Origin of the sequence: Mycobacterium florentinum, assembly GCF_010730355.1 — a bacterium.
In the GTDB taxonomy this organism is placed as follows: Bacteria; Actinomycetota; Actinomycetes; order Mycobacteriales; family Mycobacteriaceae; genus Mycobacterium; species Mycobacterium florentinum.
In genome coordinates this window covers 186651-209523 of record NZ_AP022576.1, presented here as the reverse complement: position 1 = coordinate 209523, position 22873 = coordinate 186651, and the positions used below count along the sequence as shown (strand labels likewise).

Genomic DNA, 22873 nt, shown 5'->3' with positions numbered 1-22873 from the left:
CTCAGTTGGCCCGACGGCGGCCCAGATCGATGGAAATCACCTCGGCGACGTGCTGATCGCTCGTCGTCCTGCGCGCCGACCAACGGACCCTTCCCGCCAGTTCGCCGTAGTCCCAAGCTAAGTCGCTGACTTCGCGCTTCGTCCGGCCCAGCGCGGTGCACAGTGCGGCCACAATGCGCCGGACATGCAGGACCGTGACATTGACGGCCTCAACGCCGATATCGGCGATGCGGTTCAAGGGCTCAGTCCTCCGGGTTGTAGCCGAGGTTGGGGCCGAGCCAGCGCTCGGCTTCGGCCAGCGTCCAGCCCTTGCGCTTAGCGTAGTCGGCAACCTGGTCCTGGGCCATCCGGCCGACCACGAAGTACTGCGACTGCGGGTGCGAGAAATACCAGCCGCTGACGGCCGCGCCGGGCCACATCGCCATCGACTCGGTCAGTTCGATGCCGGTCCGCGCCGTCACGTCCATCAACTGGAAAAGCGTCACCTTCTCGGTGTGCTCCGGGCAGGCCGGGTAGCCGGGGGCGGGGCGGATTCCCCGGTACTTCTCACCGATGAGTGCCTCATTGTCCAGCTGTTCGTCGGGCTGGAATCCCCAGAACTCCTTGCGGACCCGTTGGTGCATCCGTTCGGCGAAGGCCTCGGCGAGCCGGTCGGCGATCGATTCCAGCAGGATCGCGCTGTAGTCGTCGAGGGCCGCCTTGAACTCCACGATCTTCTCCTGGCTGCCGAGCCCCGCGGTGACGGCGAAGGCTCCGACGTGGTCGGCCAGACCGGTGTCCTTGGGCGCGACGTAGTCGCCGAGGCTCCGGTTCGGGATGCCGTCGCGGTGCTCGCCCTGCTGGCGCAGGTTGTGCAACGTGGTCAGCACCTCGGTACGCGTCTCATCGGTGTACACCTCGATGTCGTCACCGACCGCGTTCGCCGGGAAGAACCCGATCACCCCGTTAGCGGTCAGCCACTTCTCCTTGATCGCCCGGTCGAGCATCTCCTGGGCGTCGTCGTACAGCTTGCGGGCCGCCTCGCCGGTGGCAGGGTTGTTGAGGATGTCGGGGAATCTGCCCTTCATCTCCCAGGCGTTGAAGAACGGCTGCCAGTCGATGTACTCGCGCAACTCGGCGAGGTCGTAGTCCAGAAATTCTCGTACTCCCAGACCTTGCGCGGGCACCGGCGGCGTGTAACCGCCCCAATCGATCGGCGTCCGGTTTGCGCGGGCCATCTGAAGCGTCAGCATCGGCCGTTCGTTCTTCTGGGCGTGCCGTTCGCGAAGAGAGGCGTAGTCGGCGGCGGTGGCCTCCAGCAGGCTGGGCCGCTGCTTGTCGTCGAGCAGCGCGGCAGCGACGGGCACCGAGCGGGACGCATCCTTGACCCAAACCACCGGTCCGCTGCGCCGCGGCGCGACCTTCACGGCGGTGTGGGCGCGCGAAGTGGTCGCGCCACCGATGAGCAGCGGGATCTCCAACCCTTTCCGTTCCATTTCGGCGGCGAAGTTGACCATCTCGTCGAGCGACGGGGTGATCAGGCCGGACAACCCGATGATGTCGGCGTCGTACTCTTCGGCTGCAGCCAGGATCTTCTCGGCGGGCACCATCACGCCGAGGTCGATCACTTCGAAGTTGTTGCACTGCAGGACGACCCCGACGATGTTCTTGCCGATGTCGTGGACGTCGCCCTTGACGGTCGCCATGATGATCGTTCCGTTGGTGTCCTTCGATGAGGTGGCGCCGGACGCTTCCTTCTCCTCCTCGATGAACGGCAGCAGGTACGCCACCGCCTTCTTCATCACCCGGGCCGATTTCACGACCTGAGGCAGGAACATCTTGCCCGAGCCGAACAGATCGCCGACGACGTTCATGCCGTCCATCAACGGGCCCTCGATCACCTCGATCGGGCGCCCACCCGCGGCGGCGATCTCGGCCCGCAGTTCCTCGGTGTCGGTGTCGACGTGCGCGTCGATGCCCTTGACCAGGGCGTGCGTGATGCGCTCGCGGACCGGGAGGCTGCGCCACTCGGCCGCCACCGGGTCATCGGCCTTCTCCGAGCTGTTGAACCGCTCCGCGATCTCCAGGAGCCTTTCGGCCGCGTCCTCGCGACGGTTCAGCACGACGTCCTCGATGCGGTCCCGCAGCTCGGGGTCGATCGAGTCGTACGGCACCAGGGCACCGGCGTTGACGATGCCCATGTCCAGGCCGGCCTTGATGGCGTGGTACAGGAACACCGCGTGGATCGCCTCGCGGACGGGGTTGTTGCCGCGGAACGAGAACGACACATTGGAGATACCGCCGGAGATGTGCACCCCGGGAAGGTTCTCCTTGATCCAGGCGCAGGCCTCGATGAAGTCGATCCCGTACGTCGCGTGCTCCTCGATACCGGTCGCCAGCGCGAAGCAGTTCGGATCGAAGATGATGTCCTCGGCCGGGAAGCCGACCTCTTCGGTCAGGATCCGGTAGGCGCGCCCGCAGATCTCCTTGCGGCGCTCCAGGTTGTCGGCCTGACCCTGCTCGTCGAAGGCCATCACGACGACGGCGGCGCCGTACTTGCGGCACAGCCGTGCCTCGCGGACGAACTTCTCCTCACCCTCCTTCATGGAGATCGAGTTGACGATCGGCTTGCCCTGCACGTTCTTCAGGCCCGCCTCGATGACCTCCCACTTGGAGGAGTCGATCATCACCGGGACGCGGCTGATATCCGGCTCGGCCGCGATCAGCTTGGTGAAGCGGTCCATCGCGGCGACGCCGTCGATCATGCCCTCGTCCATGTTGATGTCGATGACCTGCGCACCGACCTCGACCTGCTGCAGGGCCACCGACAGCGCGGTGTCGTAGTCCTCGGCCTTGATCAAATTGCGGAACCGGGCCGAGCCGGTGATGTTGGTGCGCTCACCGATGTTCACGAACAGCGAGTCGTCGGTGATGTTGAGCGGTTCCAGGCCTGAGAGCCGGGTGGCGATGTCGAGTTCCGGCAGCTCGCGCGGCGACTTACCCTCGACGACCTTGGCGATCTCGGCGATGTGCGGCGGCGCCGTTCCGCAGCACCCGCCGACCAGGTTGACCAGGCCGGCCTCGGCGAACTCGGCGATGTAGCCGGCTTGCGCCTCCGGGGACTCGTCGTACTCGCCAAAGGCGTTGGGCAGACCGGCATTCGGGTAGCAGGAGACGAAGGTGTCCGCGATTCGCGCCATCTCGGCGATGTAGGGCCTCATCTCGGGGGCGCCCAGGGCGCAGTTGAGGCCCACCGCGATCGGCCTGGCGTGCCTGATCGCGTTCCAGAACGCTTCGGTGACCTGGCCGGACAATGTCCGGCCGGAAGCATCGGTGATGGTGCCCGAGATGATCACCGGCCAGCGGCGTCCGCGCTCCTCGAACAGCGTCTCGACGGCGAACACCGCCGCCTTCGCGTTCAGCGAGTCGAAGATCGTCTCGATGATCAGGAGGTCGGCACCTCCGTCGACCAGGCCGTTGGCGGCTTCGAGGTAGGCGGCGACCAGCTGGTCATAGGAGACGTTGCGGGCGCCGGGGTCATTGACGTCCGGCGAGATCGACGCGGTCCGCGTCGTCGGTCCGATGGCGCCGGCGACGTAGCGGGGCTTGGACGGGGTGCTGAATTCGTCGGCGGCCGCCCGCGCCAGGGCAGCGCCGGCGTAGTTCAGCTCGTAGGCCAGCTCGTGCATGTCGTAGTCGGAGAGCGAGACCGCGTTCGCGTTGAACGTGTTGGTCTCCAGGATGTCGGCGCCCGCCTCGAGGTACTCCCGGTGGATCCCCTCGATGATCTGCGGCTGCGTCAGGGTGAGCAGGTCGTTGTTGCCCTGAAGAGCCGTCGGCCACTCGGTGAACCGATCGCCGCGGTAGCCGGCCTCGTCCGGCCGGTCCCGCTGAATCGCCGTGCCCATCGCGCCGTCGATCACCATGATCCGCTGGCGCAGAGCTGCCGTCAGTTCGTCGGTGCAGTCGGGTCGGATGTTCGGCACGAAGGTCTTTTCAACGGCGTTCACATACGTTCCTTCCGTAACGGAAGGCGTCCTTGACTCTGCCGAGCGTGGCGGATACCGGCGGGGACCGGCGAACCGTTGCAACGCCTCTCGACGGTGAAAAGTCTACGTCGTCACCCGACGTCTGGACGCCCAGCTCGAGTTACCAGCGCTGACCACACTGCAGCCGCGCGTATTCCGTCTCGCCCCCGTTGACGCCGGTTGTTGAAGTAGCAGTCACCCCACAAGGATAGTGGTCCTATGCAAATGCCCTGGTGTGCTGGCCACCGCGCGGCTGAGGGCCGTCGCCGAGCGGTCAGGCCTTAGGCTGATTCTGTGACTCCGCCCGATCGTGGCCCGGAAGCCTCCGCGCTCCCCGACCTCCACAACACGATTGTTGTGGCCGCGTTCGAGGGCTGGAACGACGCCGGTGACGCGGCCAGCGATGCGCTCGAGCATCTCGATGCGATCTGGGAAGCCCACCCGATCGTGGAGATCGACGACGAGGCGTACTACGACTACCAGGTGAATCGCCCGGTCATCCGTCAGGTCGACGGGGTGACGCGCGAACTGGTGTGGCCGGCGATGCGGATCACCCACTGCCGGCCACCCGGCAGCGACCGCGACATCGTGTTGATGCACGGGGTGGAGCCCAACATGCGCTGGCGCACGTTCTGTGCCGAGCTGGTGGCGATCGCCGACAAGCTCAACGTCGACACGGTCGTGATCCTCGGCGCGCTGCTGGCCGACACTCCGCACACGCGGCCCGTGCCGGTCTCCGGGGCGGCCTACTCCCCCGAGTCCGCGGAACGTTTCGGCCTGCAGGAGACCCGCTATGAAGGGCCGACCGGGATCGCCGGGGTGTTCCAGGACGCCTGCGTGGCCGCCGGGATTCCGGCGGTGACGTTCTGGGCGGCGGTGCCGCATTACGTGTCGCACCCGCCGAACCCGAAGGCGACGGTGGCACTGCTGCGACGCGTCGAGGACGTGCTCGATATCGAGGTGCCGCTGGCCGATTTGCCCGCTCAGGCCGAGGAGTGGGAGCTGGCGGTCACCGAGATGGCCACCGAAGACGAGGACCTGGCCGAATACGTGCAGTCGCTGGAGCAACGCGGCGACGCCGAGGTCGATGTGAACGAAGCCCTCGGCAAGATCGACGGCGATGCGCTCGCCGCCGAGTTCGAGCGGTATCTGCGCCGCCGCCGCCCGGGATTCGGGCGGTAACCGATAGCGGCTTCTCCTGTTGCCCTCCTGGGCCGACTGCGAAAGGATCGCTGGCAAACCAACCGGATTGACATTGGGCGAACGACGACGATTGGACTCCCATGACCGCGCTGCCCGACACGCCCGAGCCCGATCCGCATCTCGCGGCGCCTCTCAACGAGGATGCCGGTTATCACAAGGGGCTCAAGCCCCGGCAGCTGCAGATGATCGCGATCGGCGGCGCGATCGGTACGGGGCTTTTCCTCGGCGCCAGCGGGCGACTCGTCAAGGCCGGCCCCGGGCTGTTCCTGGTGTACGCGTTCTGCGGAATCTTTGTGTTCTTCATGCTGCGAGCGCTGGGCGAGCTGGTGCTGCACCGTCCGTCGTCGGGTTCGTTCGTCTCCTACGCGCGAGAGTTCTTCGGCGAGAAGGCCGCTTACGTCGTCGGCTGGATGTACTTCCTCAACTGGGCGATGACGTCGATCGTCGACACCACCGCGATCGCCACCTACCTGCATCACTGGGGGGCCTTCGGGCCGATCCCGCAATGGGTCCTCGCGCTCATCGCGCTGGTGGTGGTGTTGTCGATGAACTTGATCTCCGTCGAGTGGTTCGGCGAGTTCGAGTTTTGGGCCGCGCTGATCAAGGTTGTGGCACTCGTCGCCTTCTTGATCGTGGGAATTGTGTTCCTGGCCGGGCGATTCCACATCGAAGGGCATGAGACCGGACCCGGCATCTGGGATGCCCACGGCGGGTTGTTCCCGACCGGTGTGATACCGCTGCTGGTGACGGCCTCCGGAGTCGTATTCGCTTACGCCGGCGTCGAATTGGTGGGTATCGCGGCCGGCGAGACGGCCGAACCGGAAAAGATCATGCCGCGCGCGATCAATTCGGTGATCTTTCGCGTCGCGGTGTTCTATGTCGGATCGGTCGCCCTGCTGGGGCTGCTGCTGCCCTACACCGCCTTTCACGCCGGCGAGAGCCCGTTCGTCACGTTCTTCTCCAAGATCGGCTTCCACGGAGCCGGCGACCTGATGAACATCGTCGTGCTCACCGCTGCGCTGTCCAGCTTGAACGCCGGACTCTATTCGACCGGCCGCGTCATGCACTCACTGGCGGTGAGCGGCAGCGGCCCCAAATTCGCGATGCGAATGACCAAACGCGGTGTGCCCTACGGGGGCATCGCCATGACCGCCGTCATCTGCCTTGGCGGTATCGCGCTCAACGCGTTCAACCCCGGTGAAGCCTTCGAAATCGTGCTCCACGACGCCGCTTTGGGCATCATCGCGTCCTGGGCCATGATCGTGTTGTGTCAGCTTCGGTTCTACAAGCAGACACAGGCGGGGACCCTGGAACGCCCCGGCTTCCGGATGCCATTCACCCCGTACAGCGGCTACATCACCCTGGTGTTCTTGGTCGGCATCGTGGTGCTGATGGCCTTCGACGAACCGGCCGGCACCTCGAGTGTCGCGGCGTTGATCGTCATCATCCCGGCGCTGATCGGGGGTTGGTTCCTGGTTCGCAAGCGGGTGGCGGCCGCCGTCGCGCGCTGGTGACCGAACGCGGACTAGTGCTTGCCTAATTCCTCGTTGTAGGCGCTGGTGGAGCGGCCGAGCGCGGCGACCTCGGCATCCATCTGAGTCACCAGCGCGGCGGAGGACTTGCGCACGGGAAGTTCACCGACGGCGCTGGACAGCACCGGCTTGAGCCAGCGGAATACGGCCACCCAGCCCGGGCAGTAGACCCGGTCCTTGCGGCCCTCGATGCCCTTGACGAACGCCGTCGCGCACTTGTCCACCGACGTGGTCTTGCTCAACGGCCAGGGCAGCGCCTTGAGAAAATTGCCGAACGACGCCAGGTCGGCCTTGGTGTCGCGGACCAGCGCGGTGTCGATCCAGGACATGTGCGCCACGCCGATGCCGACGCCGCGGTGGCCCACCTCCAGGCGCAGCGCGTTGGCCAGATGCTCGTTGCCGGCCTTCGACATGTCGTAGGACGCCATTCCCGGGGACGCCGCGAACGCGGCCAGCGATGAGACGATCAGCAGGTAGCCGCGCCGGTCGATCAGCGCGGGCAGCGCGGCGCGCGCGGTGTAAAAGACCCCGAGCAGATTGACGTCCAGCACCCGCTTGAATGCCTCCGGGTCGACCTGCAGCACCGACCCGTAGCTGGCGATGCCGGCGTTGGCCACCGCGACGTCGAGGCCGCCGAAGCGTTCCACCGCCTTGTCGACGACGGCCTCCATGGCGGGCAGATCGCGCACGTCGGCGACCATTGTCAGCACCTGTTCGTCGCCACCGAGTTCGGCGGCCATCGTGTCCAGCTCGGCCTTGTCGAGGTCCGTCAGCACGAGTTTGGCGCCCAAGGCGCTCAACCGGCGTGCGACCTCGGCGCCGATTCCGCGGGCGCCTCCCGTGATGAGAACGACCTTGCCCTGCAGCGTTGTCATGGCCGTCATCTACCTTTCGCAGCGATTACAGTTCCACCCCGAGTAGCGCGTCGATCGCGGTGGTCACCAACTTTGGCGCATTCTCGTCGTGCCCGCCGTACTCGAGTGCGTCGGTGGCCCAACCATCAAGTGCCGCAATCGCTTTGGGGGTGTCGAGGTCGTCGGCCAGATACTTGCGCACCCGGGCGATGACGTCGGTGGCGTCCGGGCCCGCGGGCAGCGTCGTCGCGGTGCGCCAGCGCTGCACCCTCTCGGCCGACTCGTCGAGCAGCTGCTGGCTCCATGATCGGTCCGCGCGATAGTGCCCAGCCAGCAGACCGAGCCGAATGGCCGCCGGTTCGACGCCTTGCGCGCGCAGCCCCGACACCAGCACCAGGTTGCCGCGGCTCTTCGACATCTTGTGCCCGTCCCAGCCGATCATCCCGGCGTGCACGTAATGTCGGGCGAAACGCCTTTCGCCCCTTACACATTCGGCATGTGCGGCGGTGAACTCGTGATGCGGGAAGATCAGGTCGGTGCCGCCGCCCTGAATGTCGAGACCGCTGCCGATGCGGCTCAGTGCAATCGCCGCGCATTCGACGTGCCAGCCCGGCCGGCCGGGGCCGAACGGCGACGGCCAGCTGGGCTCCCCGGGTCGCTCGGCCCGCCACAGCAGCGCGTCGAGTTCGTCGGTCTTGCCGGCCCGATCCGGGTCGCCGCCGCGCTCGGCGAACAGCCGCAGCATGGTGTCGCGGTCGTAGCCCGACTCGTAGCCGAACTGCGGTGTGGCATCCGCGCGGTAGTAGACGTCCGGGTATTCGTCGTCGACGACGTACGCCGCCCCGGACGCCAGCATCTTTTCGACGAGCTCTACGACTTCGGGAATGGCTTCGGTCGCCCCCACGTACTCGCGCGGCGGTAACACCCGCAGCGCGGCCATGTCCTCGCGGAACAGCGCCACCTCGCGGTCGCCGAGCTCGCGCCAGCCGATGCCGTCGCGGTTGGCCCGCTCGAACAGCGGGTCGTCGACGTCGGTGACGTTCTGCACGTAGTGCACCTCGTGCCCGAGATCCAGCCACAGCCGGTGCACCAGGTCGAACGCCAGGTAAGTGGCCGCGTGGCCCAGATGCGTGGCGTCATACGGCGTGATCCCGCAGACATACATGGTGGCGGCCGAACCGGGCGGGGACCCGGCCGCGACCGGGCGGACCTGGCGGTCGGAGGTGTCGTAGAGCCGTAGTTCGGGGCCGCGTCCGGGAACCACCGGAACCTGTGCGGGAGACCACGACTGCATGCTGTCGACTTTAGGCCCGGCGACGATGCGGCCCATGCGGCGGGCCGAGGCGGGGGCACCTCCCAGCCGCACCGCGGCGAGGGGGCGAGGCGGGCGATCAGGCTAGCCGCGGCCGGTCAGCGCCATGCGTCGCGGATGGCGCCGAGCAGGATCGGGGCCACCTCCGCACGACACATCACGAAGTCGGGCAGGTAGGGGTCCTCCTGGTTGTAACGCATCGGCGAGCCGTCCAGCCGTGACGCGTGCATCCCCGCGGCCATCACCACCCCGGCCGGCGCCGCCGAATCCCATTCCCATTGGCCGCCGGCATGCAGGTAGGCGTCGACGTCGCCGTCGATGATGGCCATCGCCTTGGCGCCCGCCGAACCGATCCCCACCGGCTGGATCGCCAGCGACTGCCGGATGCGGTGCAGCACGGCGGGCGGCCGGGTGGCACTGACGGCGATCCTCAACGTGTGCGGAATCCCGACCCGCGCCTGGCTGTCGTTTACCGTGTCACTGCGATACACGATGTTGTCACGCGCGGGCAAAGAGACTGCGGCATCGGTGATTTCGCGTCGGCCATCGATGGGACGCTGCCACAGCGCGATGTGCACCGCCCAGTCGTCACGGCCCGGGGTGGAGAACTCGCGGGTGCCGTCCACCGGATCGATGATCCAGACCCGGTCGTGCTTGAGCCGCTTGAGATCGTCGTAGGCTTCCTCGCTGAGCACCGCGTCGTCGGGACGCTCGGCCCGCAGCCGCCGCAGGATCAGCTCGTTGGCCATGCTGTCGCCCGCATCACCGAGCATCCAGGGATGACCGAACCCGACCTCCTCGCGCACCTTGAGCAGCAGCTCCCCCGCGTCGGCGGCGAGATCGGCGGCCAATTCGGCATCTGTCATCTCATTGGTGGCCGGGCTCACCGCTTCAGTATCGCCGACACCGATGCCGGACCCTAAAACGCGGGCCAGGGAATGGGGCGATGCCGATTGGGGACCGGCATCACCGGGTTGTCCAGCAGCGCGTGCGCCCGCATGCTCAGCGCCGCGATCTCGGTACGGGTGATCTGTCCGGCCAGCGCATCGCCGAACTCACCGCCCAGCGCGTCGACTAGGCCGGCGACCGACTTGCACGTGTCTTCGTCAATCGGCTTGCCCGCCCACCCCCACAGCACGGTGCGCAGCTTGTTCTCGACGTGCAGGCACACCCCGTGGTCGACGCCGTAGACGTGGCCCTCGAGGTCGCGCAGGATGTGTCCGCCCTTGCGGTCGGCGTTGTTGACGAGCACGTCGAACACCGCCATCCGCCACAGGCGAATGTCGTCGGCGTGCATCAGCACGACCTCGTCTCCGCTGTAGTCGTGGGCCCGCAGCACCGGCAGATAACCCGGCTGCTGCCGGTCGGCGGGAAACAGGTCCACCAGATCCGGCCCCGGCCGCGGATCGCTGTCCACCGCGTCCCCGGGCTGCTGCACCCACTGCTGCAGCATGCCGGGGCCCGCCGGTCCGTGACGAATAATGGTGTAGGGCACCAGGTTCCAGCCCAACTGCGTCGACACCTGATACGCGGCGAGTTCGCGGCCGGCCAACGTTCCGTCGGGAAAGTCCCAGAGCGGCTGCTCGCCGGAGATCGGCTTGTAGACGCAGTGCACGCTGGACTCGCCAAGCGTGGACTCGCACAGGAAGGTGGCGTTACTGGCCGAGCGGATCCGTCCGAGGACCGTCAGCTCGCCGTCCCGCAAGACCTCTCGATCGTCATTCTTCGGGTTCATCGGTGGACCCGAGTAGCGCACTGCGCTTGTAACCGTTGGCGCGCGGGCAGATGTGGCCCTCGGGGTCCAGCGGTTCCTCGCACAGGGGGCATGGCGGGCGTCCCGCCGAGATCACCCGATTGGATCGGGTGGCGAACTGCCGTGCCGACTCCGGGGTCAAGAACACGCGCACCGCGTCGGGGCCTTCGTCGGTGTCGTCGAGCACCACCGACGCGTCGAACTCGGCATCGGTGACGGCCAGCAGTTCGACCACCACAGTCTGGGCCTCGGAATCCCAGCCCAGGCCCATGGTCCCGACCCGGAACTCCGCGTCGACGGGTGTGATGAGCGGGTTGAGGTCGTCGACCTCGGCCGGCTCCGGCGGGACGGGTGTGCCGAACCGGCGGTTCACCTCGAGCAGCAGCGCACCGATGCGCTCGGCGAGCACGGCGACCTGTTGCTTCTCCAGCACCACCGACACCACTCGGGAATCGCCCACCGCTTGGATATAGAAGGTGCGATTTCCGGGCTGACCGACGGTCCCGGCCACGAAGCGGTCGGGTGTACGGAATACATGGATTGCGCGAGCCATGGCACCTCCAAAATACCGGCTGTTGCCGTCGCAAGGCGATTCGATTCGGTTGCTGCAACCGAGTTAGTCAGTGGATCCCCCGACGACCGCGTCGCTCGACGGCTCCGCTTCGGCCGGTTGTTGTTGCGGCTCTTCCGATTTGTCGCTTTCGGCGTCGGCCTTGGGTGGGGGCCCGGCCCGCAACGCCGCCGCCAGCCTTCCACCGGTGTGGTTGACGTGTAACACGAACGGCCGCAGCGGTGTGTACCGGATCACGCTCACCGACGCCGGGTCGGCGGTGACGCGCTGGAAGCCGTCCAGATGCATGCCGTACGCGTCGGCAATCAACGACTTGATGACATCACCGTGAGTGCAAGCCACCCACAGCGCGTCGCCGCCGTGCTCCTCGGCCAGCCGCCGGTCGTGTTCCCGTACGGCGGCCACCGCGCGCGCCTGCACTTGCGCCAGGCCCTCGCCGCCGGGAAACACCGCCGCGCTGGCGTGCGCCTGCACCACCCGCCACAGCGGCTCGTTGGCCAGCTCGCCGATCTTGCGGCCCGTCCAGTCGCCGTAGTCCACCTCGGCGAGCCGGTCTTCGACGAACGGCTCCAGGCACAGCTCCTCGGCCAGCGGCGCGACCGTGTTCCGGCAGCGCAGCAGCGGCGAGGTGATCACCGCGCGGATCGGCAGGTCACCGATGCGGTCGATCAACCCCGCGGCCTGCTCGCGGCCCTTGTCGTCGAGGTCGACGCCCTCGGAACGGCCGGCCAGGATGCCCGCGGTGTTCGAGGTCGAGCGGCCGTGGCGCAACAGGATGACGGTCATGTCGCGGCCACCGTCCCGGTCGCCAGGTGCCCGGACGATGAGACCGGCAGAAACTCGGTCAAACCCTGAACTACCGACAGCGCGGTGACCTGCCACCACGACATCGCCGAAACCGCTGCCACGACGACGACCGTACCTGGTGCGGTGGGCCGCTACCCGAAGTGACTAGCGCGGGACGGGAACCGCTGCCGCGACCGAGTCACGCACCGCTGCGGTCAAACTGCGCTCATCGGTGAGGTCGATGTCGACCAGACCGCGCACCGCCGTCGCGACCACGTCCTCGGCCTGCGGAACGGGCCCGGCAAGGCAGGGCCGGTAAACTTCGACGACGAGCGAGCGATGCTCGATGTGAAACGAAAAACTGCGTCCGTCACCGACTTGACCATATCCGCTCGCGAAGATTCCTGTCGAAATGTCTTCGACAGCAAACTCCTTGTCTGCGGTATGCCGGTCAGCGGTGACGGTCATAATCCGACCATACCTCTCCAGTACGGGCGGATGTGGGCGACATGGCCCTATTGGATGCGGAACCGTTCCTTAGAATTTGTATTCCACGTCCACCGATTCAAGGTTGGTTGTTGCTATCACGGCTTAGATACCAGAAACTCGCAGCTCAACGATGTTCTGTTGGCCTGGTCATTTTGCTGACACTGATCGCTGGTTGTTCATCGAATCCGCTCGGTAGCTCCCCGCCGACCATCGAAGCGGCGCGCCCCGCCCAGTCGCCGCCGGCATCGCAGCAGCCGGCCGGCACGGTGCGGCCGCTGGCCGGAGCCGCGGCGGCGACGGTCTTCGACGACGGCACTCACCAGCTGGCGGTTTTGACCCCCGGCAGCGACCCCGCAGCGCGCGCCAGCGTCGCGATATTCGGTCAAGGGCAGCTCGCGCCGCATGTCATCGGGCTGCCGGGGCCGGCGACCGCGGTGACCGGCGACGGCCATGGCACCGCCTACCTGTCCACCCGCGGCGGCTACGTCGTGCTGGACCTGGCCGGCGGCCACACCGCACCGGTGAACGTCGCGGCTTCGGCCGGCGTGGACTTCACCGCGATCGCGCGCCGTGCCGACGGCAAGCTGGTGCTGGGCAGCGCCGACGGCGCCGTGTACACCCTGGCTTCGCCCGATGGCTCGGGTACCGCTGCGGTCGAGAATCGGACGACGATCTTCGCTCGGGTCGATTGGCTTGTGACACACGGAAATACGACCGTGGTGCTGGATCGCGGCCAGACCTCGGTGACCTCGATCGGCGCCGACGGCCGTGTCGCGCAGTCGCTGCGGGCCGGCGCGGGCGCGACCACGATGGCCGCCGATCCGGTGGGCCGGGTCCTGGTGGCCGACACCCGCGGCGACGAACTGCTGGTGTACGGCGTCGACCCGCTGCTCCTGCGGCAGGCCTACCCGGTGCGACAGGCCCCGTACGGATTGGCCGGCTCTCGCGATTTGGCCTGGGTGTCTCAAACCGCATCGAATATGGTTATTGGTTACGATTTATCAACCGGAATTCCCGTCGAGAAGGTGCGTTACCCAACTGTGCAGCAACCCAACTCGTTAGCCTTTGACGAGGCGTCGGACACCTTGTACGTGGTGTCGGGGTCCGGCGCAGGGGTCCAGGTCATCGAGCGCGCGGCGGGAACGCGTTGACGGCGCCGCGGTGGAGTCGGCTGCCGGCGGGCTGGGTCGCGGACATGTCCGACGACTACGAGTGGGTGCCGTTGCGCCTGCCGCCGGAAGTGACCAGGCTGACCGCCTCCATCCGGCTGTCCATCGAGGCGGAATACCGTGGCTGGGAGCTGACCCGAGTGCGGCTGTATAACGACGGCAGTCGACGAGTGTTGTTGCGCCGCAAGAAGTCTCGTGTCAGCAACCGTTGGCCCGATCAGCCGGAACTGTGACGGTGGATAGCGGTCCGTACGGTCTGCTGCGCCGGGTGTTTTTCTTGATCCCGCCCGAACGCATTCACACGCTGGTGTTCGCCGCTTTGCGCGCCGCGACGGCCGTCGGGGTGCCGCGTCGGCTGCTACACCGGCTGCTCGGCCCGACCGATCCGGTGTTGGCCAGCACGGTGTTCGGGGTGCGCTTCCCCGCGCCGCTGGGACTGGCCGCCGGCTTCGACAAGGACGGCATGGGGCTGAGCACCTGGGGCGCCTTGGGTTTCGGGTATGCGGAGGTCGGGACCGTCACCGCGCACCCACAGCCCGGCAATCCGGCGCCGCGCCTGTTCCGGCTGCCCGACGATCGGGCCCTGCTGAACCGGATGGGGTTCAACAATCACGGTGCCGGGGCGCTGGCCGCCCGGCTGGCCCGCCATCAGCCGGACGTGCCGATCGGGGTGAACATCGGCAAGACGAAGGTCACACCGGCCGACGAGGCCGTCGAGGACTATCGGGCCAGCGCCCGGCTGGTCGGCCCGCTGGCGTCGTATCTGGTGGTCAATGTCAGCTCGCCGAACACGCCGGGGCTGCGCGATCTGCAGGCCGTCGAATCGCTGCGGCCCATCCTGTCGGCGGTGCTCGCCGAGACCTCGGTGCCGGTGCTGGTGAAGATCGCCCCGGACGTCTCCGATTCCGACGTCGACGACATTGCGGACCTGGCCGTCGAGCTCGGGCTGGCCGGCATCGTCGCGACCAACACCACGGTGTCGCGCGACGGGCTGCGCACCCCGGGCGTCGACGAGCTCGGTCCCGGCGGCATCTCCGGGCCGCCGGTGGCACACCGCGCCGTCGAGGTACTGCGCCGGCTGTATCGGCGGGTCGGCGATCGTCTGGTGCTGATCAGCGTCGGGGGCATCGAGACCGCCGACGACGCGTGGCAGCGCATCACCGCGGGCGCCTCACTGCTGCAGGGCTATACCGGCTTCATCTACGGAGGCGGCTTGTGGCCCAAGCACATTCACGACGGCATCGCGAAGCGGCTGCACGACGGCGGCTTCGCCTCGTTGAGCGACGCGGTCGGTTCGGCGGCACAGCAGCCCGGCACCCCTCCCGCCTAGGCCGCCGCGTCTTCGTCGCCGGCTAGCAGATTCTCCGGGTGATGAAAGGTGTTGGTTAGCGGTTGGCCGCGATCGAGATGCGGCGGTGGAATCCATTCGGTCGCACCGTCTCTGCGTTTTCGGGTGGTCCAGCCGGCCTCGAGGAGTTTGTGATGGGTGCCGCACCTGAAGGTCAGCTGGTCGATCTCGGTGCGGTGGGTGCTGGCCCAGTCTTCGACGTGGTGGACCTCGCACAAGTAGCCGGGCACGTCGCAGCCGGGGTGGGTGCAACCACGATCTTTGGCGTAGAGCACTATTCGTTGACCGACTGAAGCCAATCGCTTGGTCTGATACAGACCGATGGCATTACCCTCGTCGAAGATCGCCAGGTAGTGATGGGCGTGGCGGGCCATCCGAATCACATCGGACATTGGCAGTAGGGCGCCGCCACCGGTGAGGCCCGTGCCGGTCGCCGCTTCGAGCTCCTTTAGCGTGGTGGTCACGATGATCGTGGCGGGTAAACCGTTGTGCTGTCCGAGTTTTCCGCTCGCCAACACGGCCCGTAGCGCGGCATGGAGTCCGTCGTGGTTAGGTTGGGCCATCGACCGGAGGTCGCGCGGCGCGTCATCGGGCGGCCCGTCGATGACAGGCGTTTCGTCCTCGGGTTGCACATCCCCGGTGCGGCGAGCTTGGCCAGCACCGCCTCCAAGGTGGCGCGTGCCTCGGGCGTCAGCCATCCCCGCAGCGGCGACATTCCATCGCTTTCTTGGTTGCCCAGGACAAATCCGCGTCGGCGGGCCCGGTCGTCGTCGGTGTAGTTGCCGTCGGGATTCAGGCAAGCGACCTGCCGGTCGGCGAGCTTGGCCACCTGGTCGGGTCGATATTGGGTGGCGTGTTCGGCCAGATCCTTCTCGGCGCATTCCCGGGTCTCAATGTCTACCGACTGCGGCAACCGATCGAAGAACTGGCGGATCACCGCGATGTGGGCTGGGCCGACCTTGCCGTCGCGCTGGGCCGCGGCCGTCGCGGTCAATAGCGGTGGCAGCGGCTCGCCGGTGATCGCACGCCGCGGCCCCAAGTCTGCGGCCTCGGCAATACGCCGGCAGGCCTCGCCACGAGAGATGCGCAGCCAGTCGGCCAGGGCATGAGAAGCCTTGCCGCCCAGCTCTTCCGGCGCGGCCTGCTCGGCGATCTGATTGATCAACTCATGCCCTGGCACCCGGAGCCGCCGCGTCTCGTGCTCGAGGCGCCCCAACAACGCCAACCGCTCCGGAGTGGTCAACGCGTCAAACGAATGCCCGACAACACGTGACACCGCGCCACGCAGCGCGTCGAAATCCGCTTGGATCTCCTCGCGACTACTCGAACTCATGTTCGAATTTTAACTCGGCCCACCGACAAGAATGCCCGGGCGCGAAACTAGACGCCCGACAGGTACTCGGCGACGAAATCCGTAGCGCGGCGGTGCCATTCGAAATAGGGCCGCACCATGGAATGGCCGGCACCCTCGATGCCCACCCACTGCGCGTCCAGCCCGCGCTCACGGGCCCGCAGCGTCTGGACGCGCGAGGCGCCCGGGTCGGTCCGGGTGTCGGCGGTGCCGTGCACGACCAGCAGCCGGGTCGGCGCCTCGATCAGGTCACCGTCGTCGCGGGGCCAGTACGGCGCCAGCGCGACCACCGCGCCGACCCGTCCACCGGCGGCCAGCCGGGTGGCGACTCGACCGCCCATTGAATGGCCAACCAGCACAATATTTTTCGGCTCGAACCGGGCACGGACAGCGTCAAGCACCGCGCTGGCGTCGACCACCGGGTCGTAGCGCGGACTGTTCCACCCGCGCAGCCGGTACTGGACACGGCGCACCTCGACGCCGCGGCCCAGCCGCCACCGCAAGGCGGCAGCGACCAACATCATCCGGACGTTGGCCGCCTGCCACCACCGCGACGCCTCGGCGCTGCGCACGCGGCCGCCCGGTAGCACGAGCACGCACGCGCGAGCGCTCACCTAGTTCTGTTCGTAGGTGCCAACGATGTAGGCCCGCGCTATCGCGTGCTGGAACAGGTTGAAGCCGAGAAATGCCGGGCTGGCGTCTTCGGTGAGGTCCAGCTTGTCGACGTCGACCGCGTGCACGGCGACGTAGTAGCGGTGCGGGCCGTGTCCGGGCGGCGGCGCGGCACCGATGAAGCGGCGCATGCCGGCGTCGTTGACCAGCTGCTGCGCGCCGCCGGGCAACTCACGACCGTCTCCCGCGTCCGCGGGCAGCTCGGTGACGTCGACGGGCAGGTTGGCGACGGCCCAGTGCCAGAACCCGGAGGCCGTCGGGGCGTCGGGGTCATAGACGGTGACCGCGAAACTGCGTGTCTGCGCGGGGAATCCCGACCAGCTCAGCTGCGGGCTGACGTCTTCTCCCCCGGCGCCCAGGATGCCGCTGACTTGCGGCTTGGCCAGCGGTTGACCGTCGGTGATCGAGGTCGAGGTCAGGTTGAACGACGGCAGCTTGGGCAGGGCGTCATACGGGTCGGGCGGCGAGCTCATGGTCGATCCTCTCGTTTCGGTGAGTTTTCTAACAATGGGTCAAGAAGTGGGCCATCACGTCGGTGCCGAACCGCAACGCATCGACGGGCACCCGCTCGTCGACGCCGTGGAACAGTGCAGCGAAATCCAATTCCGGCGGCAGCTTCAGCGGCGCGAAGCCGAAGCAGCGAATTCCTAAGCGCGCGAAGGCTTTCGCATCGGTGCCACCGGAGAGCATATAGGGCACCGTGCGGCCGTCCGGGTCGACCGCCAGCACCGCGGCGTTCATGGCATCGACGAGGTCGCCGTCGAAGCTGGTCTCGTACGACGGCAAGTCCCTGATCCACTCCCGGGTCACGTCCGGGCCGAGCAGCTCGTCGATTTCGGCCTCGAACGCGGCCTGCCGGCCGGGCAGCACCCGGCAATCCACCACCGCCTCGGCGCTCCCGGGGATCACGTTGGCCTTGTATCCGGCCTTGAGCATCGTCGGGTTGGCCGTGTCGCGCAAAACCGCCGTCAGCATGCGGGCCATCGGGCCGAGCTTTTCGATCACGCCGTCCAGATCATCGGACTCGGTGTCGAAGGCCAGGCCGGTCTCGTCGCTGATAGCGGCTAGGAACTGCGCGACGGTGTCGGTCATCACCAGCGGAAACTGGTGCCGGCCGATCCGGGCGACCGCCTCGGCGAGCAGGGTGACCGCGTTGCGCTCGTTGGCCATCGAGCCATGTCCCGCCTGCCCGCGGGCGGTCAGCCGCATCCACTGGATGCCCTTCTCGGCCGTCTCGATCAGATACAGCCGGCGTTCTCCGCCGTCGCGACGCGGCACGGTCAGCGAGAACCCGCCGACCTCGCCGATCGCCTCGGTGATACCCGCGAACAGGTCGGGACGGTTGTCGACCAGCCAGTGCGACCCGAACTTGCCGCCGTGCTCCTCGTCGGCCACAAACGCGAACACCAAATCGCGGGGCGGCACGATGCCCGCCTGCTTCAACTGGCGGGCCACGACGATCATCATGCCGACCATGTCCTTCATGTCGACCGCGCCACGACCCCAGACGTAGCCATCCTCGACCGCGCCGGAAAACGGGTGCACGCTCCAGTCGGCCGGTTCGGCCGGCACGACGTCGAGATGCCCGTGGATCAGCAGTGCGCCACGTGAGGAGTCGGCGCCCTTGAGGCGGACGAACACGTTGCCGCGCCCGGGGGCGCCGGATTCGAGATACTCGGGCTGGTAGCCGACCTCGGCGAGCTGCTCGGCGACCCAGTGGGCGCATTCGGCCTCGCCCTGCGTGGTCTCGGGTTCGCCGGTGTTGGTGGTGTCGAACCGGATCAGCCTGCTGACCACCTCGACCACATCGTCGCTGGGATGGTTGGGAACTTCGTTCTCAACTGTCACAACCACCTTTCCTACCACTGCCCGGGTTACCCGGCTCGACAAGCCGCGCGCCGCCGCACTTTACCCCAGGGGGGTATGGCATTTTCTGCGCATGAAGCGATTGGCCGGCTTGGTTGCCGTAACCGTTCTGGGCTCCACGGTTTTGGGGCTCGGTGAGGTGACCGTCGCCGCGCCTGCGCACCCCCAGGTTGCCGGCCGCGCCATTGAAGGCCATCAAGGTGGATGTCTGCCCTGTCGGGTACGCCACCACCACAGATAGCCGTGCAATTGATGCGCTGTCGGCCAGCTAAGTTGGGTCCGCGCGGGCGGATCCGCTAGCCTTAGCTGCCAACTCTCGTTGGCCTGGTCCGAGTGGCGGAATGGCAGACGCGCTAGCTTGAGGTGCTAGTGCCCTACTAATGGGCGTGGGGGTTCAAGTCCCCCCTCGGACACACGACTGAGTCCGGGGTCACCCCGGTGTTTCCCAGCACCGGCCGGGTTCGAAGACGTGGGCATCGTGGACGCTCTGGGGCCAGCCGTGAACCATCTCACGATCGGTCAACGCGTCATCTGCCGGAACTCCCAGGGCGGCAATTGGGCTGAATACGCCATCATCCAGGCCGCCAAGGCCTACCCGGTACCCGACGACATCCCCGACGAGCAGGTGGCATCTTTCCTCATCAACCCCGCCACGGCCATCCTCATGTTGCGCCACGTGCTGGCCGTGCCACCTGGACAGTGGCTTTTGCAATCGGCCGCAGGCTCAGAGCTGGGCCGCATGATCATCAGATTGGCCAAACGAGACGGAATCAAAACGCTCAATATCGTCCGCCGAAAGGAAGCCCTCGCCGAGCTGCAAGCCCTTGGCGCGGACGCGGTGCTCATTTCGACCGAGGCACCCATCGACGAACAGGTCCGCAACATCGTCGGGCCTGACGGTGTCAATTACGCCGTCGACGCCGTGGCGGGGCAGACCGGAACCGAAATGTTCCGCTCACTCAGCATCGACGGCCGGATGCTGCTATACGGGTCATTGACCGACCAGCCCGTCCGGGTCGGCGAGGACCCCCGCTTTACCCTGTCGGGGCGACGACGGCTCGAGGTGTACTGGCTAGGCTATTGGCTGCCGCGCCTCGACGACAGCGGCTTCTTCTCGAACGGACGCTCGGCCGTCGCCCAACTCATCGACGAGATCGTGGCCCTCGTCCGTGAAGGTGTCCTCACGACCACCCCAGGTGCTAATTACCCGCTCAACCTCATCCGCGATGCCGTGACCGAAGCCGAATCCCCCGGCCGCGACGGCACGGTGGTCATCGCCCCTGGCCAAAGCTAGCGCGTGCCGCGGGAACCCGGATCGCTCGATCGCACTTCGCCATCATGGCGACGTAAGACCGCCGCGACAGCACCAAACGCGGGTGAAAGAGCTGAGACAAGGGTAGAAATCTCAGGCCACCACCTCCAGTGGCTCCCCGGCGAGCCCAGGCCCAGCTGGTGGACAGGTACGCGCGCGTCACTCGAACATGGTTCGACACCAGCCTCGATCCCGACAAGCAGCGTGGATCCCTCACCTCGGTGGACGAACTGCGCTCAGTTATCGAGAAGTTCGAACCGATAGACAGCTCAGAGCTGGAATCGTTGGGCTCATACGCTTGGGTTATCGGACAGTTGCGCAACCGAATTCACGCGATTCCCCTCGATACCCAACATCAGTTGTCGCGAAGCTATGGCTCGTCCACAACGGTAGCGATCACTCTCAATGGGCTTGAGGAGTTCGACCCCGCTGCCACGCCGCTCGATCAAGATCAACTGGACAGGCTGGGAGTCTGGAAAGCGCAGTCATCCAATCCATTTCAGCCAAAAGCATATGTCGCCGACATCGCCACACTCGCGACGACACCTTCATGGAGACGCTGCGCTATCTGGAAGAGTTCTCGCACTTCATCATTCGCAACAAGACGCTGGCAAGAGTCACGACCCAACAGCACCCCGTACTAGGGTGCTGGTCAGATGATCCCCGCCCGATGCCGGGCGCGTTGCCAAACGAACTCCCTTATCGAGAAATGCTGGGATGGGCGGACTTCGGCTGACTTCCGTTGCTCCTAGCGCTCGAATCAAGTGATGTCACGCCAACGCCATCTGCATTCTCCCGTCGTCAGGACGACGAGTCCAAAATCTTCATCTGAATCGCCCCGGCCTGTCCGGACTCACCGGGGCGATTCACGGTGGTGTCGAATCCCACGGTGAATGGCGGTTGGGTCTGCCGCACTCAAGAGTGACATGTACAAATCACGGTTCAGTGAGTGTACAGTTCACGGTGTGGATGTATCCGTGACCGAGTTGCGCGCGCACCTCAGCGATTGGCTCGATCGAGCTCGGGCTGGTGGTGAGGTCGTCATCACCGACCGCGGGATTCCGGTCGCGCGACTGGCCGCGCTGGACAGCGCAAGCACCTTGGAGCGTCTCACGGCCGAGGGCGTGATCGGCAAGGCCACCGCGCAGCGGCCCGTCGCTGCGGGACGGTCCGGACCCCGACCGCGACGGCCGGTGTCTGACCGGGTCAGCGACCAGCGGCGCTGACCGGTGCCGCTCGTCTACTTCGACGCCAGCGCTTTCGTCAAACTTCTCACCACTGAGACAGGGAGTTCGCTGGCGTCCGCGCTATGGGACGGCTGCGATGCCGCATTGTCCAGCCGCCTGGCCTACCCCGAAGTCCGCGCCGCGCTCGCCGCAGCGGCCCGCAATCACGACCTCACCGAATCCGAGCTCGCCGACGCCGAGCGTGACTGGGAGGACTTCTGGGCCGCCACCCGCCCAGTCGAACTCAACGCGACGATTGAACAGCACGCCGGCCGCCTCGCCCGCGCCCATGCCTTGCGCGGAGCCGACGCTGTTCATCTGGCCAGCGCGTTGGCTGTCGGTGAACCCGGCCTGATCGTCGCCGTCTGGGACCGACGCCTGCACACCGGAGCCCAAGCCGCCGGGTGCCGCGTCGCCCCCGCTCAACTCGACCCCTAACCCGACCGCTCGACGTTAGAGTGCGTCAGCCCGGCAGCGGACGACGATCAGGTACCGATTCGCCAGGTCAGGACTCGTGTCGCAGGTGGACAAGTCCCCCCTCGGACACATCCGGCGACACGACTCACGTCGGCAGTTGCCGGTGTACTGCCGCAGTTGTGGAGCGATCTTCAAGCGAGCGCTGGGCGCTGGCCCGATCAACTTGACGAAGTCTCGTCAGGCCTCGGCGAGGACATGTTGTCGGTGTCAGTCAGTGCGTTGGCGCGGAGCCCGACGAGGTGGATGCGCACGAAGCGTCGCCACGCGACCTCATCCCCGCCATGGGAGGCCGCCACCACTCCCCGAATTGCGACGATCAGCGCCTTGATGTCCTCGGCAGTCACGTGAGGTGCGAGCGCACCTGCCTCAACGGCCTTCGAAGTGAGCTGTCGTACTTTATCGCTGGTTCTCGCGGTGGCGTCCGCACTGGTGACGCGATCCGCCAGTGCGGCGGCATACCGGAGTTTTTCGGCATTGAAGGCGACGACAAATTCGAGAAATCGTTGCAATCCCGCGCCGGGATCGGGGTCCTTGAGTGCTGCTGTAGCGGCGTCGTCGAGTTCGTCGACGAACAGTTGCGCGATCGCGTCGAGTAATGCATCTTTTCCCACGAACCGCCGGTAGATCGTCCCCACCCCGAGCCCAGCGCGGGCGGCGATCGACTCCATGCTCGCTTGCGGCCCCTGCTCAGCAAACACACTGCGCGCTGCCGCAATGACAGCCGCGTCGTTTCGCAGCGCATCACGGCGCGGGCGGCGAGCGACTGCCGGCGGGTTCTTCTGGGCGGGCACAAGCACACCCTATCAAAACGGAATCTATGTTCCGATTCATGTTATCTTGAATCAAGATTCCGTTTTGAGTCGAGAGGATCACGCGTGAGAATCACGACCGGTTGGCAGAGTCAGGACCAGACCAGCAACGCACTGACTCTCGTAACAATCGAGC

The 22873-nt window shown here is 66.7% G+C and carries 21 protein-coding genes, 1 tRNA gene and 3 pseudogenes; 10 read left to right on the top strand and 15 right to left on the bottom strand.

From position 1 onward, the window contains the following. Position 1 precedes the first annotated feature (1 nt). Both G6N55_RS01065 and metH read right to left on the bottom strand, forming a co-directional pair. Positions 2-238, bottom strand: a complete 237-nt coding sequence (locus G6N55_RS01065) for a hypothetical protein (RefSeq protein ID WP_085220418.1) — start codon at positions 236-238, stop codon at positions 2-4. A gap of 4 nt (positions 239-242) precedes the next feature. Beyond that, entirely contained in the window at positions 243-3989 is a 3747-nt protein-coding gene (gene metH / locus G6N55_RS01060; protein ID WP_085220419.1) for a methionine synthase, read from the bottom strand. 312 nt (positions 3990-4301) lie between these two features. On the opposite strand from metH, the gene G6N55_RS01055 reads away from it, so the two are divergent. Beyond that, the gene (locus G6N55_RS01055; protein WP_085220420.1) at positions 4302-5189 is read left to right on the top strand and encodes a PAC2 family protein; all 888 of its coding nucleotides are present in this window, start codon (positions 4302-4304) and stop codon (positions 5187-5189) included. 101 nt (positions 5190-5290) lie between these two features. Next, the gene (locus G6N55_RS01050) at positions 5291-6724 is read left to right on the top strand and encodes an amino acid permease (protein WP_085220421.1); all 1434 of its coding nucleotides are present in this window, start codon (positions 5291-5293) and stop codon (positions 6722-6724) included. 11 nt (positions 6725-6735) lie between these two features. On the opposite strand, the gene G6N55_RS01045 is transcribed toward G6N55_RS01050, so the two are convergent. From G6N55_RS01045 to G6N55_RS01010, 8 genes and pseudogenes are all read right to left on the bottom strand, one after another. Next, entirely contained in the window at positions 6736-7617 is an 882-nt protein-coding gene (locus tag G6N55_RS01045) for an SDR family oxidoreductase (protein WP_085220597.1), read from the bottom strand. A 25-nt stretch (positions 7618-7642) separates the two neighbouring features. Further along, positions 7643-8890 carry a cysteine--1-D-myo-inosityl 2-amino-2-deoxy-alpha-D-glucopyranoside ligase gene (mshC, locus tag G6N55_RS01040; protein WP_085220422.1) on the bottom strand — a complete coding sequence of 416 codons (1248 nt, stop codon included), beginning with the start codon at positions 8888-8890 and terminating at the stop codon, positions 7643-7645. Between the two features lie 116 nt (positions 8891-9006). Then, a complete protein-coding gene (locus G6N55_RS01035) occupies positions 9007-9774 on the bottom strand; it encodes a 3'(2'),5'-bisphosphate nucleotidase CysQ (RefSeq protein ID WP_085220598.1) in 768 nt (255 codons plus the stop codon). Between the two features lie 53 nt (positions 9775-9827). Next, complete coding sequence (locus tag G6N55_RS01030; RefSeq protein ID WP_085220423.1) at positions 9828-10643, bottom strand: SCO1664 family protein; 816 nt, start codon at positions 10641-10643, stop codon at positions 9828-9830. Beyond that, on the bottom strand, positions 10627-11214 hold the full coding sequence (locus G6N55_RS01025) for a DUF3090 domain-containing protein (RefSeq protein ID WP_085220424.1): 588 nt from the start codon (positions 11212-11214) through the stop codon (positions 10627-10629). Before G6N55_RS01025 ends, G6N55_RS01030 begins: the two co-directional genes overlap by 17 nt. A 63-nt stretch (positions 11215-11277) precedes the next feature. Further along, a complete protein-coding gene (locus tag G6N55_RS01020; protein WP_085220425.1) occupies positions 11278-12018 on the bottom strand; it encodes a histidine phosphatase family protein in 741 nt (246 codons plus the stop codon). Positions 12019-12038: 20 nt separating this feature from the next. After that, positions 12039-12122 (bottom strand): annotated as a pseudogene (locus tag G6N55_RS01015) (undecaprenyl-diphosphate phosphatase); the annotation flags it as partial. 61 nt (positions 12123-12183) lie between these two features. Beyond that, positions 12184-12486 (bottom strand): hypothetical protein, encoded by a 303-nt coding sequence (locus tag G6N55_RS01010; protein ID WP_085220426.1) that lies wholly within the window; start codon positions 12484-12486, stop codon positions 12184-12186. A gap of 170 nt (positions 12487-12656) precedes the next feature. Between G6N55_RS01010 and G6N55_RS01005 the strand changes: the two genes are divergently transcribed. The 3 genes from G6N55_RS01005 to G6N55_RS00995 are packed head-to-tail and all read left to right on the top strand — an operon-like array spanning position 12657 to position 15006. Beyond that, on the top strand, positions 12657-13658 hold the full coding sequence (locus tag G6N55_RS01005) for a YncE family protein (protein ID WP_179968157.1): 1002 nt from the start codon (positions 12657-12659) through the stop codon (positions 13656-13658). Beyond that, entirely contained in the window at positions 13655-13909 is a 255-nt protein-coding gene (locus G6N55_RS01000) for a DUF5703 family protein (protein ID WP_085220427.1), read from the top strand. Before G6N55_RS01005 ends, G6N55_RS01000 begins: the two co-directional genes overlap by 4 nt. A 2-nt stretch (positions 13910-13911) precedes the next feature. Then, the gene (locus G6N55_RS00995) at positions 13912-15006 is read left to right on the top strand and encodes a quinone-dependent dihydroorotate dehydrogenase (protein WP_232078888.1); all 1095 of its coding nucleotides are present in this window, start codon (positions 13912-13914) and stop codon (positions 15004-15006) included. On the opposite strand, the pseudogene G6N55_RS00990 reads toward G6N55_RS00995, so the two are convergent. The 4 genes and pseudogenes from G6N55_RS00990 to G6N55_RS00975 form a co-directional block, all read right to left on the bottom strand. Beyond that, positions 15003-16357 (bottom strand): annotated as a pseudogene (locus G6N55_RS00990) (HNH endonuclease signature motif containing protein). The gene G6N55_RS00995 and the pseudogene G6N55_RS00990 sit on opposite strands and share 4 nt — an antisense overlap. A gap of 47 nt (positions 16358-16404) precedes the next feature. Beyond that, entirely contained in the window at positions 16405-16989 is a 585-nt protein-coding gene (locus G6N55_RS00985; protein WP_085220428.1) for an alpha/beta fold hydrolase, read from the bottom strand. Beyond that, positions 16990-17520, bottom strand: coding sequence for a YbhB/YbcL family Raf kinase inhibitor-like protein (locus tag G6N55_RS00980; RefSeq protein WP_085220429.1), 531 nt, complete (start codon positions 17518-17520; stop codon positions 16990-16992). Positions 17521-17548: 28 nt separating this feature from the next. After that, a complete protein-coding gene (locus G6N55_RS00975; protein ID WP_085220601.1) occupies positions 17549-18895 on the bottom strand; it encodes a M20/M25/M40 family metallo-hydrolase in 1347 nt (448 codons plus the stop codon). 345 nt (positions 18896-19240) lie between these two features. On the opposite strand from G6N55_RS00975, the gene G6N55_RS00970 reads away from it, so the two are divergent. The 5 genes and pseudogenes from G6N55_RS00970 (at position 19241) to G6N55_RS00950 (ending at position 21889) form a co-directional block, all read left to right on the top strand. Next, positions 19241-19326: transfer RNA gene (locus G6N55_RS00970), tRNA-Leu, on the top strand. Positions 19327-19331: 5 nt separating this feature from the next. Next, positions 19332-20207, top strand: a complete 876-nt coding sequence (locus tag G6N55_RS00965; RefSeq protein ID WP_085220430.1) for a zinc-dependent alcohol dehydrogenase family protein — start codon at positions 19332-19334, stop codon at positions 20205-20207. 568 nt (positions 20208-20775) lie between these two features. Then, positions 20776-20961 carry a hypothetical protein gene (locus tag G6N55_RS29620; protein ID WP_232078887.1) on the top strand — a complete coding sequence of 62 codons (186 nt, stop codon included), beginning with the start codon at positions 20776-20778 and terminating at the stop codon, positions 20959-20961. Positions 20962-21142: 181 nt separating this feature from the next. After that, positions 21143-21451: pseudogene (locus tag G6N55_RS00955) on the top strand (type II toxin-antitoxin system Phd/YefM family antitoxin); the annotation flags it as partial. 3 nt (positions 21452-21454) lie between these two features. Continuing rightward, entirely contained in the window at positions 21455-21889 is a 435-nt protein-coding gene (locus G6N55_RS00950; RefSeq protein ID WP_085220431.1) for a type II toxin-antitoxin system VapC family toxin, read from the top strand. 197 nt (positions 21890-22086) lie between these two features. Here the strand turns inward: G6N55_RS00950 and G6N55_RS00945 are convergent, their stop codons facing one another. Further along, positions 22087-22719 carry a TetR/AcrR family transcriptional regulator gene (locus tag G6N55_RS00945; RefSeq protein ID WP_085220432.1) on the bottom strand — a complete coding sequence of 211 codons (633 nt, stop codon included), beginning with the start codon at positions 22717-22719 and terminating at the stop codon, positions 22087-22089. Between the last annotated feature and the right edge of the window lie 154 nt (positions 22720-22873).

Excerpts from the sequence above, each read along its gene's own strand:
- G6N55_RS01050 (WP_085220421.1), top strand. The coding sequence starts at position 5,291 with ATGACCGCGCTGCCCGACACGCCCGAGCCCGATCCGCATCTCGCGGCG.
- G6N55_RS01045 (WP_085220597.1), bottom strand. The coding sequence starts at position 7,617 with ATGACAACGCTGCAGGGCAAGGTCGTTCTCATCACGGGAGGCGCCCGC.
- mshC (WP_085220422.1), bottom strand. The coding sequence starts at position 8,890 with ATGCAGTCGTGGTCTCCCGCACAGGTTCCGGTGGTTCCCGGACGCGGC.
- G6N55_RS01035 (WP_085220598.1), bottom strand. The coding sequence starts at position 9,774 with ATGACAGATGCCGAATTGGCCGCCGATCTCGCCGCCGACGCGGGGGAG.
- G6N55_RS01030 (WP_085220423.1), bottom strand. The coding sequence starts at position 10,643 with ATGAACCCGAAGAATGACGATCGAGAGGTCTTGCGGGACGGCGAGCTG.
- G6N55_RS01025 (WP_085220424.1), bottom strand. The coding sequence starts at position 11,214 with ATGGCTCGCGCAATCCATGTATTCCGTACACCCGACCGCTTCGTGGCC.
- G6N55_RS01020 (WP_085220425.1), bottom strand. The coding sequence starts at position 12,018 with ATGACCGTCATCCTGTTGCGCCACGGCCGCTCGACCTCGAACACCGCG.
- G6N55_RS01010 (WP_085220426.1), bottom strand. The coding sequence starts at position 12,486 with ATGACCGTCACCGCTGACCGGCATACCGCAGACAAGGAGTTTGCTGTC.
- G6N55_RS00980 (WP_085220429.1), bottom strand. The coding sequence starts at position 17,520 with ATGAGCTCGCCGCCCGACCCGTATGACGCCCTGCCCAAGCTGCCGTCG.
- G6N55_RS29620 (WP_232078887.1), top strand. The coding sequence starts at position 20,776 with ATGGAGACGCTGCGCTATCTGGAAGAGTTCTCGCACTTCATCATTCGC.